This is a genomic window from Aliigemmobacter aestuarii, assembly GCF_004799285.1.
Classification (GTDB): Bacteria; Pseudomonadota; Alphaproteobacteria; order Rhodobacterales; family Rhodobacteraceae; genus Aliigemmobacter; species Aliigemmobacter aestuarii.
The window spans coordinates 76,756-88,489 of sequence record NZ_SSND01000006.1; the positions used below are offsets into that span (position 1 = coordinate 76,756).

Annotated in this window: 9 protein-coding genes; 7 read left to right on the top strand and 2 right to left on the bottom strand. The window is 67.3% G+C overall.

Annotated elements, in window-relative coordinates; genetic code table 11:
- Window positions 1–87: 87 nt before the first annotated feature.
- From E7811_RS17265 to E7811_RS17280, 4 genes are all read left to right on the top strand, one after another.
- The gene (locus tag E7811_RS17265; RefSeq protein WP_136395930.1) at window positions 88–2,964 is read left to right on the top strand and encodes an Rne/Rng family ribonuclease; all 2,877 of its coding nucleotides are present in this window, start codon (window positions 88–90) and stop codon (window positions 2,962–2,964) included.
- Window positions 2,965–3,069: 105 nt separating this feature from the next.
- On the top strand, window positions 3,070–3,819 hold the full coding sequence (locus tag E7811_RS17270; RefSeq protein ID WP_136395931.1) for a cytochrome c biogenesis CcdA family protein: 750 nt from the start codon (window positions 3,070–3,072) through the stop codon (window positions 3,817–3,819).
- A 72-nt stretch (window positions 3,820–3,891) separates the two neighbouring features.
- Window positions 3,892–5,187: a hypothetical protein gene (locus E7811_RS17275; protein ID WP_136395932.1), complete on the top strand. Its 1,296-nt coding sequence runs from the start codon at window positions 3,892–3,894 to the stop codon at window positions 5,185–5,187.
- The gene (locus E7811_RS17280; protein ID WP_136395933.1) at window positions 5,184–6,545 is read left to right on the top strand and encodes a cytochrome P450; all 1,362 of its coding nucleotides are present in this window, start codon (window positions 5,184–5,186) and stop codon (window positions 6,543–6,545) included. Before E7811_RS17275 ends, E7811_RS17280 begins: the two co-directional genes overlap by 4 nt.
- A gap of 71 nt (window positions 6,546–6,616) precedes the next feature.
- Here the strand turns inward: E7811_RS17280 and E7811_RS17285 are convergent, their stop codons facing one another.
- Entirely contained in the window at window positions 6,617–7,405 is a 789-nt protein-coding gene (locus E7811_RS17285; protein ID WP_136395934.1) for an enoyl-CoA hydratase, read from the bottom strand.
- 58 nt (window positions 7,406–7,463) lie between these two features.
- Between E7811_RS17285 and E7811_RS17290 the strand changes: the two genes are divergently transcribed.
- On the top strand, window positions 7,464–7,892 hold the full coding sequence (locus tag E7811_RS17290; protein WP_136395935.1) for a PaaI family thioesterase: 429 nt from the start codon (window positions 7,464–7,466) through the stop codon (window positions 7,890–7,892).
- A 62-nt stretch (window positions 7,893–7,954) separates the two neighbouring features.
- Here E7811_RS17290 and E7811_RS17295 read toward each other — a convergent pair whose 3' ends face one another.
- A complete protein-coding gene (locus E7811_RS17295) occupies window positions 7,955–8,293 on the bottom strand; it encodes a bactofilin family protein (protein ID WP_168733080.1) in 339 nt (112 codons plus the stop codon).
- 176 nt (window positions 8,294–8,469) lie between these two features.
- Here E7811_RS17295 and E7811_RS17300 point away from each other — a divergent pair, with 176 nt between their 5' ends.
- Together E7811_RS17300 and E7811_RS17305 are read left to right on the top strand one after the other, a co-directional pair.
- Window positions 8,470–9,447, top strand: a complete 978-nt coding sequence (locus E7811_RS17300) for an agmatinase (RefSeq protein ID WP_136395937.1) — start codon at window positions 8,470–8,472, stop codon at window positions 9,445–9,447.
- 90 nt (window positions 9,448–9,537) lie between these two features.
- Complete coding sequence (locus tag E7811_RS17305) at window positions 9,538–11,205, top strand: amidohydrolase (RefSeq protein WP_136395938.1); 1,668 nt, start codon at window positions 9,538–9,540, stop codon at window positions 11,203–11,205.
- The last annotated feature ends 529 nt before the right edge of the window (window positions 11,206–11,734 follow it).

Genomic DNA, 11,734 nt, shown 5'->3' on the forward strand with positions numbered 1-11,734 from the left:
CGCCCCTGACAGACATCCGATTGCCCGTATCCATTCCTGCTCCGGTCCGCCGGGGCGTTTGCTGCGGGCCGGATGCATTGGATTTACATGGCAAAGAAAATGCTCATCGACGCCACCCACGCGGAGGAAACCCGCGTGGTCGTGGTCGACGGAAACAAGGTCGAGGAATTCGATTTTGAAACCGTCAACAAGCGCCAGCTTCAAGGCAACATCTATCTGGCAAAGGTAACGCGGGTCGAACCCTCGCTTCAGGCGGCCTTTGTCGATTACGGCGGGAACCGTCACGGCTTCCTCGCCTTTGCGGAAATCCACCCGGATTATTATCAGATCCCCGTGGCGGACCGGAAGGCGCTGCTGGAAGAGGAACGCGCGATGGCGCGGGCCGAGGATGAGGAAGACAACCGCCGGTCGCGCAAGCCGCGCCGCGACAAGGCGCCCCGTGCGGAAAAGGCCGATACGGTTGCCACCCGCGTCAGCACCGAGATCGCCGGGATGGACGTGGTCGATCTGGGCGAGGATGATGCCGGCGCCGGGATCGAGGCCGAACCCCTGACCGGCGCCGAGGCGCAGGCCACCGTGACCGAGGTCGCGGCCGATACCGCCGACTCTTCGGACACTTCCGACGCGCCCGAGGCGGGCGAGGCCGCCCCCGAGGCCGGTCCGGACGCCCCGGCGCGGTCGGGCGAAGACCGCGACGAACCCTATCGCGCGGTCGATCACGCCGCCGACATCGACGACGAGATCGAATCCGTCGCCGACGAGGACGTGACCGAGGAAATCCGCGCCCCCCGCCGGCCGCGCGCGCGTCGCTACAAGATCCAGGAAGTGATCAAGGTGCGCCAGATCATGCTGGTGCAGGTGGTCAAGGAAGAACGCGGCAACAAGGGCGCGGCACTGACGACCTACCTTTCGCTGGCCGGCCGCTATTGCGTGCTGATGCCCAACACCGCGCGTGGCGGCGGCATCTCGCGCAAGATCACCCAGGCCGCCGACCGCAAGAAGCTGAAGGAAATCGCGGGCGAGATGGAGGTGCCGGAAGGCGCGGGCCTGATCATCCGCACCGCAGGCGCCAAGCGCACCAAGGCCGAGATCAAGCGCGACTACGAATACCTGATGCGGCTTTGGGAACAGATCCGCGAACTCACGCTGAAATCCATCGCGCCTGCGCCCATCTATGAAGAGGGCAACCTGATCAAGCGGTCGATCCGCGATCTTTACAACCGCGAGATCGACGAGGTTCTGGTGGAAGGCGAGGCGGGCTATCGCACCGCCAAGGATTTCATGCGGATGATCATGCCGAGCCATGCCAAGATGGTGAAACGGTATGACGAACCGATGCCGCTTTTCGCGCGTCATCAGGTGGAAAGCTACCTGTCGGGCATGTTCAACCCGACGGTGCAGCTGAAATCCGGCGGCTACATCGTCATTGGCGTGACCGAGGCGCTGGTCGCGATCGACGTGAACTCGGGCCGGGCGACCAAGGAAGGCTCGATCGAGGAAACCGCGCTGAAGACCAACCTTGAAGCCGCCGACGAAGTGGCCCGCCAGTTGCGCTTGCGCGACCTGGCCGGTCTGATCGTCATCGACTTCATCGACATGGAAGAGCGCAAGAACAACGCGGCGGTCGAAAAGCGGCTGAAGGAAAAGCTGAAGACCGACCGCGCGCGCATCCAGGTGGGGCGGATCTCGGGCTTCGGCCTGCTGGAGATGAGCCGCCAGCGGCTGCGGCCGGGCATGCTCGAATCCACCACGCAGCCTTGCCCGCATTGCCACGGCACCGGGCTGATCCGGTCGGATGACAGCATGGCGCTGACGATCCTGCGCGCGCTGGAAGAGGAAGGCACGCGCAAGCGGTCGAAAGAGGTGCTGCTGAAGGCGCCGGTCGCGGTGGTGAACTACCTGATGAACGCCAAGCGCGAACATATCGCGCTGATCGAGGCGCGGTACGGCATGGCCGTCCGGATCGAGGCCGACCCGCATCTGGTGAGCCCCGACTATTCGATGGAGAAGTTCAAGACCGCGACGCGGGTCGTCCCCGACACGGTGACGCAGGCGATTTCCGGAAACGCCAGCCTGATGGGCGAGTGGGTCGAGGAAGACGAGGACCTGCCGGTCGAGGAGGATGAGGTCGAAGAGGCCGAGGAGGCCGCCGCCGAGGCTCCCGCGCGCAGCGAGGCCGGTGACGCCGCATCCGGCAACGGCAACAAGAAGAAGCGGCGCCGCCGCCGCCGTCGTCGCGGCGGAAGCGGTGCATCGCGCGAAGGCGAGGGCCAGATGGGCGCCGAAGACGGCGACGAGGGCAGCGATGCCGAAGGCGCCGATGAGGATGACGCCGAAGGCGCCGCCGAATCCGGGGTGCCCGCAGAGGCCGCGGATGACGCCGTGACCGAGGAAAAGCCCAAGAAGTCGCGCAGCCGCAGCCGGTCGTCCCGGTCGAAGGCGAAGGCCGAAACGGCCGATACCGCCGCAACCGCAGCCGCGCCCGACGCCGCAGCCGTTGCTCAGGCCGATACGGTCGAGGCCGAAACGCCTGCGGCCGAGGCGGTGGAGACGGTCGAGGACGCGCCCAAGGCCAAGTCGACGCGCAGCACGAAGGCCAAGGCGTCTACGGCCAAGGCGTCTGCGCCGAAGGCCAAGAGCGCGTCGAAGTCGAAGGCCACCGTTGCGGAAACGGCCAACGAGGCGGATGGCGAAGCGCCGAAGCCTGCCAGCCGGTCGCGCAAACCCAAAGCGAAGGCCACCGAGGACGCCGCCCCGGTGCCGCAACCCGCGGCGGAACCCGAAGCCGCGCCCGAACCTGCACCCGTTGCCGAAGGTGCGCCGGATGCCGGGCTTCAGCCCGATCCGGGACAGGTTCCCGTGGCCGAGACCACGGCGCCCGATCCGGCCGAGGCAGAGGCCCCGCAATCCGACGCGGGCGAGCCGAAGCCGCGCCGCAAGGGTTGGTGGTCCCTGGGCCGCTGAGGCCCGGTGCCATGCTTGTGATCGCCGGGGCAGGGGATGTGACCTGCTGCCCCGGTGACGCCACCCGCCCTTGCGCCTAAAAGGAACGGGTCTGGAGGGACAGGAATGTTCGGAATCGACCTGATCGACGCCTCGCTGCTGCCTGCCATGCTGGTGGCGCTGGTTGCTGGTGTCCTGTCGTTCCTGTCGCCCTGCGTCTTGCCGATCGTGCCGCCCTATCTGGCCTATATGGGCGGGATATCGATGGGCGAGATCCGCGAGGGGCGCGGCCGCAGCCGGATCATCCTGCCCGCGCTGTTTTTCGTTCTCGGCCTGTCCACGGTCTTCCTGTTCCTGGGCTTCGCCGCTTCGGCCTTCGGGCGGTTCTTCCTTGGCTATCAGGATATCCTTTCCAAGGTCGCGGGCGCGGTCGTCATCATCCTCGGCCTGCATTTCCTTGGGCTGTTCCGCATTCCGATGCTGGACCGCGAGGCGCGGCTCGATGCCGGGGATCAGGGCGGATCGGCCTTTGGCGCCTACCTTCTGGGGCTGGCCTTCGCCTTCGGGTGGACGCCCTGCATCGGGCCGATCCTTGGCGGCATCCTGTCGATGGCGGCCTCCGAGGCGAGCCTTGCACGGGGAACGACGCTTCTGGGTGTCTATGCGCTTGGCCTTGGCTTGCCGTTCCTGCTGGCGGCGATCTTCATCGAACGGTCGATGGGGGTGATGAACCGGCTCAAGCGGCACATGAAGGCCATCGAACGCGCCATGGGGTTGCTGCTGGTTCTGGTGGGCGTTGCGCTGATGACCGGGGCGATGTCGGCGTTTTCCTATTTCCTGCTGGAAAAGGTGCCCTTCCTCGCGACGCTCGGCTGACCGTCGCCCCCCTTACTTTCGCCCGATTTTCCGGCCAGAATGGCGGCGTGAGTGGTTGGGACTGTGTGGGGCATGACCGAAAGGGCAGGGGACAGCGGGGCGAAGGCAGCCTTCCGGCGGCGGGTGTTCTATATCCCCGGCTATGACCCGATCCATCCGCGCCGCTACCGCGAGCTTTATCGCAAGGAAGGCGCCGATCAGGCCCGCATCTCGGGCTATGCGCTGGACCTGAAGCCCAAGACCACCAAAGGCCCCTACGGCTGGCATGTCACTGCCACGATGGACGGGCGCGCCGCCGAGGCCGATGTCGAGGTTCTGGTCTGGTCCGATATCGTCCGCGACACGATGAGCCAGTCGATCCCCGGCACCTATCTGCAACTGGTCCGCACGGCCTGGGCCTATATCGGATCGGGCGCGCTGTTCCGGCTGATGCGGCTGCGCAAGGGTCCGATCATCGCGGCGCTTTACCCGATCTTCGCGCTTTTGGCGCAGCTTGGTCTGGCCGTCGTCGCGGGGCATCTGGCGGGGCTGGCGCTTGCGGCGCTGGCGGGGCTTATCCCGGTGGGCGGCGATGGCAGCAGCCGGATCGGCGCGCGGATGATGCTGCGGGACGGGGCGTATCTGCTGGCGCTGTTTGCTGTGGCGGCGCTGGTCCTGCGGTGGTTCCGCGCCAAGGATGGCCGGTTCTTTGCCTATTACCTGATGCATGACTATGCCTATTCGGCGCAGTTCGGCGGCGCCAACCCGCCCGAGCTTGAGGCGCGGATGGCCGAATTCGGCGCGGCGGTCCGTGCCGCCCTTGACGGGGACTGGGACGAGGTTCTGGTGATCGGCCATTCCTCGGGCGCGCACCTGGGCGTGTCGATCCTGGCCGACCTGATCCGCGCGGGCCTGCCCGCGGCACCGGCCGGGGGCCGCCGTCCGGCGCTGGCCTTCCTGTCGCTGGGGCAGGTCGTGCCGATGGTGTCGTTCCTGCCGCGCGCCGATCGGTTGCGTGCCGATCTGCATTTCCTGGCGGCGCGGGATGAACTGACCTGGGTCGATGTGACGGCCCCCGGCGACGGTTGCGCATTCGCGCTGTGCGATCCGGTGGCGGTGTCGGGCGTCGCGCCCGCAGGGCAGAAATGGCCGCTGGTGATCTCGGCCGCCTTCACGCAGACCCTGTCGCCCGAACGATGGGCCGAATTGCGCTGGCGGTTCTTCCGGCTGCACTTCCAGTATCTTTGCGCCTTCGACCGGGTGCGCGATTACGACTATTTCCAGATCACGGCGGGGCCAGTTTCACTGGCCGAGCGGTTCCGCGGCCGGCCGCCGTCGAAAAGCCGCATCGATCGCGCGGTGAACCTTCACGTCGGCATGGCGGCATGATCCCGCCCAAGCCCATACCTCGGCCCGACCGGGTGTCGCTCTGGCGTCATGTCCGGCTGTTCCGGCAGGATATCCTGTCGGCGCAGCCTGCGCGGCTTTACCGGGCATGGATGGCCGAGTTCCGCACACCGTTCTTCCGCAGCTTCCTGTGCAACGATCCGGCGCTGATCCGGCGCGTCCTGAACGAACGGCCCGAGGATTTCCCGAAGTCGAACCGCATCCGCGAGGGTTTGAACCCGCTTCTGGGCAACAGCGTCTTTGTCACGAATGGCGAGGTCTGGAAGCGCCAGAGGCGGATCATCGACCCGGCCTTCGAAGGGGGCCGCCTGCGCGACACCTTCCCGGCGATGTGGGAGGCCGGGCAATCGGCGGTGGCGCGACTGGCACGTGGCGGCGTGGTCGAGGTCGAAGAAGAGATGAGCCATGCGGCGGCCGATGTCATTTTTCGCACGCTGTTCTCGATCCCGATCGAACACGAGGTCGCGGCGCGGGTGTTCGAGGAGTTCCGCGCCTATCAGCGCACCCAGCCGATCCTGAACATCGCGGCCTTCCTGCCCCTGCCGCGCTGGTTCCCGCGCTTTCACCGGCGCGCGACCCTGCGGTCGGCCCGCGTGATCCGCGACCTGATCGCGCGCCTGACCGAGGATCGCGCGGCAGCCATCGCGGCGGGATGCGCGCCCGACGATCTGGCGACCAAGATCATGACCACCACCGACCCCGAGACGGGCGAGAGGTTCTCGGCCGCCGAAATGGTCGATCAGGTGGCGATCTTCTTTCTGGCGGGACATGAAACCAGCGCCTCGGCGCTGGCCTGGGCGCTGTATCTGCTGGCACTTTACCCCGAGGTTCAGGATCGCGTCGCGGCCGAGGCAGAGGCCGCGCTGGCGCAGGGGGCGGATTTCGCCGCGGTCGGGCAGCTGAAATTCACGCGCGACGTGTTCCGCGAGGTGCTGCGGCTTTATCCGCCGGTGCCGATGATGGTGCGGGAAAACGCCTGCCCGGAACGCATGCGGGACCGCGACGTGAGGCCGGGCGCGCAGATCGTGCTGTCGCCCTGGCACCTGCACCGTCACGAACGGATCTGGCCCGATGCGGATGCCTTCGATCCCGACCGCTGGACGCGAGAGGGCACCAGGACCTGTCAGCGCGAGGCGTTCATCCCGTTCTCTGCCGGCCCGCGTGTCTGCACCGGCGCGGGATTTGCCATGGTCGAGGGGCCACTGTTGCTGGCGATGCTGGCGCGGGCCTGCAGGTTCGAGCGGATCGCGGGCGACGATCCGGTGCCGGTCGCACATCTGACGGTGCGGGCGAAGGACGGGATCAGGGTCAGGGTGGCACCGCGCCGTGCACAGGGTTGAAAGGCCGGGGGCTTTGCGCCCCCGGACCCCCCTCGGGATATTTCGACCAGAATGAAGGGGCGGGCCCGCGATCACGCCCAGTCGGGCTTGCGCTTTTCCAGGAAGGCCGCGATGCCTTCGTCCGTGTCGCGCCAGAGCATGTTGTCCACCATCACCCGGCCCGCGTGGTCGTAAGCCTCGGCTAGGGACAGCCCTGCCTGATCGTAGAAGGCGCGCTTGCCGATCCTGACGGCGGCGGTCAGTTTCGCCGCGACGGTTTCGGCGAGCCGCAGGGTTTCGGCCTCAAGCGCCTCATGGGGTACGACGCGGTTGACGAGCCCCACCTCGCGCGCGCGGGCGGCGTCGATGAATTCGCCCGTGGTCAGCATCTCGAACGCCACCTTGCGCGGCACATTGCGCGTGAGGGCAACCATGGGTGTCGAACAGAACAGGCCGATGTTCACCCCGTTCACGCCAAAGCGCGTGCCCTCTGCCGCCACCGCCATGTCACAGGAGGCGACAAGCTGGCAGCCCGCGGCGGTGGCGATGCCGTGGGCTTCGGCGATCACCGGCTGGGGCAGGGCGGGGATCATCTGCATCACCTGGGCGCAGCGGGCGAAGAGATCGGCGAAATAGGCCGCGCCCTTGTCGTCGCCTTCGCGGGCGGCCTGCATCTCTTTCAGATCATGGCCCGCGCAGAATGCCTTGCCCGCGCCCCGCAGGATGACGACGCGCGCCGAACGGTCTGCCGCGAGCGCGGTGAAGGCCGTCTTCAGTTCTGCCAGCATCGCGTCGGACAGGGAATTCAGCCGGGCGGGCGCGTTCATCGTCAGCCGCACGACGGACCCAAGCGTTTCGCGGATCAGAAGCTCGTCGCTCATCTTGTCATTCCTTTCGTTTGACGGAAGGTTACGGGGTGAGACGGAAAAGGGAAAGAGCATGAGCCTCGTGATGGACAGGGAGGCGCTTGAGGCGTTTCTGGTGCGGGAGTTTCCGCAGGTGGCCGGGGATTTCGCGATCGACCGGATCGACGAGGACGGGCTGGTCGTCCGTCTGAAGGTGGCCGAACGGCATCTGCGGCCGGGCGGCACGGTCTCGGGGCCATCCATGTTCGCGCTGGCCGATGTGGCCTTTTATCTGGCGATCCTGTCCCGGATCGGGCCGGTGGCGCTGGCGGTCACGACGAACTGTTCGATCGACTTCATGCGCAAGCCCGAGGCCAGGCGCGACCTGACCGGCGAGGCGCGGATCCTGAAACTGGGCCGGCAGCTTGCGGTGGGCGATGTGCTGATCCGCTCCGAAGGGGCCGGGGCGGTGGTGGCGCGTGCCTCGCTGACCTATGCGATCCCGCCCCGGCAGGGCGGCTGAACGCGGCGGTTGACTACGGCGTTTGAACGGGGCGTTTGAACGGGGCGTTTGAACGGGGCGGGTCAGGCGGTCTTGGGGCGGGTGAAACGGCCTTCGACCTGGGCGCCGCTGTCGATGTGCAGGGTGACGTAGTTCACATCCGCCTTCAGCTGCGCCGCCGACCGGATGGTGAGGTCGCGGCAGCTGATCTTGCCGTCGATCCGGCCGCGCAGTTCCACCGTTTCGGCGCGGGCCGAGCCCTTCAGGCGGCCCTCGTGGCCGATCGTCAGGCCCTGGACATCGACCTTGCCGTCGATCGCGCCCTGCACCTCGATGCTGCCGCCACCCTTCACGTCGCCCGTGATGGTCAGATCCGGGGCAATCAGCGACCGGCCGGCACCGGGCGGGGACAGGGTGGACATCGGCATTCTCCTGGCAGGTCAAGGCTCGCCGCGAAGTAGGCCCGCGGATCGGCGCGCGGTCAACCCCCGACGCGGGGGCCGAACCCCGGCCTGTGCGGAAACGTGCGGGGATTTGGATGACAATCCTTTGATCAAATGTTCAGATGGGGCCGGGAATCATAGACAGAGGGGTGATCATGGCGGTTTCGGAGTTTTTTCGCCCTGTGTCGGGCTTCGATCTTCCGCGCTTCGCGGGGGTGCCCACATTCATGCGGCTGCCGCATGTCGGGCTTGACGATCCGCGGCTGGCCGAGGTGCAGGTCGGCCTGATCGGCGCCCCCTGGGACGGCGGCACGACGAACCGTCCGGGTCCGCGCCACGGGCCGCGGCAATTGCGCGATGCCTCGACCATGATCCGGGCGCAGAACGGGATCACCGGGGTGAGGCCCTTTGAACAGGTGGCCTGCGCCGATCTGGGCGATGTCGGCCCGAACCCGGCGGACGTGATCGACAGCCTCACGCGGATGGAGGCTTTCTATGCCCGCGTCCGCGCGGCGGGGATCGTGCCGTTGACGGCGGGGGGCGATCACCTGTGCACCCTGCCGATCCTGCGCGCGCTGGCCCGGGACCGGCCACTGGGGATGATCCATTTCGACAGCCACACCGACCTGTTCCACAGCTATTTCGGCGGCACGATGTATACCCACGGCACCCCGTTCCGCCGGGCCGTGGAGGAAGGGCTTCTGGACCCCGCGCGCGTGACGATGATCGGCATCCGCGGCACGGCCTATGACAGCGAGGACCGCGAGTTCGCGGCGTCCGTCGGGATCCGGGTGATTCCGATCGAGGAGTTCCACGCGCGCGGGGTCGAGGATGTGATGGCCGAGGCACGGGAACGCGCCGGGACGGGCGAGACCTATGTCAGCTATGACATCGACTTCGTCGATCCCGCCTTCGCCCCCGGCACCGGTACGCCCGAGGTGGGCGGGCCGACCAGCTGGCAGGCGCTGATGGCGGCGCAAGGGCTGCGCGGGGTGAACATCGTGGGCGCCGACCTTGTGGAAGTGTCGCCGCCCTTCGATCCTTCCGGGGGCACGGCGTTCCTGGGTGTGTCGATCATGTTCGAGATGCTGTGTGCCATCGCCGAGGGCATTGCGGCCGGGGCACGGGGCTAGGGCAGGGGCCTGGGGCAGGGGGCGCTGCCCCATCGGGCCTTGCGCCCGCACAACCGGAATATCTTGACCAGAATGAAAGGAATGGGGGCCATGCGTGCCGATCTGATCGTGACCAATGCGCGGGTGCTGACGATGGATGCGGCCCGCCCGCGCGCCGAGGCCGTGGCCATCGCGGGCGGCCTGGTGCTGGCGGCGGGCTCGCGGTCCGAGGTGGAGGCGCTGGCGGGCCCCGGCACGCAGGTGATCGACGCGCGCGGCCGGACACTTCTGCCGGGCTTCGTCGAAAGCCACCTGCACCTGGTCCTGGGCGGGGCGGAGCTGGACAAGCTGCAACTGGGCGGCGTGCATGGGTTGGATCGGCTGCGCGCCCTGTTTCTTTCCTATGCCGAACGCAACCCGGATGCGCCGCTATTGATGGCGCAGGGGGCGGAATACGGCATCCTTGACCATCCGGTGACGCGGGCGGACCTGGACGCGGTCATCGCCGACCGCCCGATCGCGATGATGGCGCCCGATCATCACACCGTCTGGGCCAACACCGCGGCGCTGAAGGCTGCGGGGATCCTGGCCGGGGCCGAGATGCCGCGAGGGCATGAGGTGGTGATGGGGGCGGATGGCCTTGCCACGGGCGAGTTGCGCGAGTTCGAGGCCTTCGCGCCGGTCATGGCCCTGTCGGGCGAGACGCGGATCAACCTGGGCATCGCCACGGGCGGCGAACCCTCGCCCTGGCCTGCCGAGGCCGAACAGGCCGTCGACAGGGCCAAGGCGCTGGCCGGCTTGCGGCATTGCGCGACCCACGGGATCACCTCGATGGTGAACATGGACGGCAACCGCTATACGCTGGAGCTGCTGCGCGGCCTTCAGCGCGAAGGGAACCTTTTGGCGCGGGTCAAGGTGCCCTTCCATTTCAAGCCGCACATGGATCTGGCCGAGCTTGACCGGGCCGATGCGATGACGCGCGACTTTGCCGATGACTGGCTGCAATCGGGCTTCGTCAAGATGTTCATGGACGGGGTCGTCGACAGCGGCACGGCCTTCATGCTTGAGGATTACCCTGGCCAGCCCGGCCACCGGTCGGAACCGCTGTTCGCGCCCGACCGGTTCAAGGAGATCTGCTGCGAGATCGACCGGCGCGGGCTGCAGATTGCGGTCCATGCGATCGGCGACGGGGCGGTGCGGACGACGATCGACGGCTACGAGGCCGCGCGGCAGGCCAACGGGCCGCGCGACAGCCGCCACCGGATCGAACATATCGAACTGATCGACCCGGCGGATGTGCCCCGGCTTTCGGCCTTGGGGATCACCGCCAGCGTCCAGCCCTCGCATCCGCCGGGCGCGATGGACTTCCCGATGTTCCCGACGATGAACCAGATCGCGCAGCACCGCTGGAAGGACGCCTACCTGACGCGCACCCTGGCCGAGGCCGGGGCGAAAGTGGCCTTTGCCAGCGACTGGCCGGTGACCGATGTGAATGTCATGCGCAGCCTGCAGGCCAGCCAGACGCGGCCGGTCTACGGGGCCGAGGGCCGTGACGAACGGCTGGATCTGATGGCGGCGCTGCATGCTTATACCGCGGGGGGGGCCTGGGCCGCGCATCGCGAAGGGGTGACGGGCACGCTTCGTCCGGGGCTTGCGGGCGACCTCGTGCTGATCGACGGCGATGTCGAGGCCATTCCGGCCACCGATCTGGGCGGGACGGGAATCGCCCTGACGGTCTGCGGCGGTCGCGTGACCCACGCCCTGCCCGGAACGGTGTGACCGGCAGGCAAGGGGGGCGGAGCCCCGTTCAAGGGGCACGGCTTGCCCGGGTCGCGGATGATTCCGGTGTGATTCCGGTGTGATTCTGGCCACTTGGGCAGGGGAGAGCCGGCGATCCTGTGGATAACTCTGCACGCCGATGCAGCTGCCACTGCCCGCGCCATGCGCCGATCCCAGGTTTTGTTGGTGTTTTTCCGGGCAGTCGAAAATTTTCGCGGGTTTCGTGTTTTTTCCTCTTGCGGCGGTCGGACGCGCGGCATAGATAACCGCTCACCGAAACGGACGGTGTGCCACACGGCGGAACGGACGGGACGGCGGCGGCGGGAAAACCGACGTTGACCGAAGTGAGGAACGGGCGGCGCGCCTAAAACAAGATAGGCGCTACGTCAGTTTTTGTCGCTTCACGCTCTTTGACATTGATGGATGATGAAGGGATATGCGGGCGGTTTGGTCGTTTCGACGATCGGACGTTTTGCATATCGGTCCACTAGGGGAAGTATCCTCGATGATGTGGATGTCAGCTTCACGT

Excerpts from the sequence above, each read along its gene's own strand:
- E7811_RS17265 (WP_136395930.1), top strand. The coding sequence starts at position 88 with ATGGCAAAGAAAATGCTCATCGACGCCACCCACGCGGAGGAAACCCGC.
- E7811_RS17270 (WP_136395931.1), top strand. The coding sequence starts at position 3,070 with ATGTTCGGAATCGACCTGATCGACGCCTCGCTGCTGCCTGCCATGCTG.
- E7811_RS17275 (WP_136395932.1), top strand. The coding sequence starts at position 3,892 with ATGACCGAAAGGGCAGGGGACAGCGGGGCGAAGGCAGCCTTCCGGCGG.
- E7811_RS17280 (WP_136395933.1), top strand. The coding sequence starts at position 5,184 with ATGATCCCGCCCAAGCCCATACCTCGGCCCGACCGGGTGTCGCTCTGG.
- E7811_RS17285 (WP_136395934.1), bottom strand. The coding sequence starts at position 7,405 with ATGAGCGACGAGCTTCTGATCCGCGAAACGCTTGGGTCCGTCGTGCGG.
- E7811_RS17290 (WP_136395935.1), top strand. The coding sequence starts at position 7,464 with ATGAGCCTCGTGATGGACAGGGAGGCGCTTGAGGCGTTTCTGGTGCGG.
- E7811_RS17295 (WP_168733080.1), bottom strand. The coding sequence starts at position 8,293 with ATGTCCACCCTGTCCCCGCCCGGTGCCGGCCGGTCGCTGATTGCCCCG.
- E7811_RS17300 (WP_136395937.1), top strand. The coding sequence starts at position 8,470 with ATGGCGGTTTCGGAGTTTTTTCGCCCTGTGTCGGGCTTCGATCTTCCG.
- E7811_RS17305 (WP_136395938.1), top strand. The coding sequence starts at position 9,538 with ATGCGTGCCGATCTGATCGTGACCAATGCGCGGGTGCTGACGATGGAT.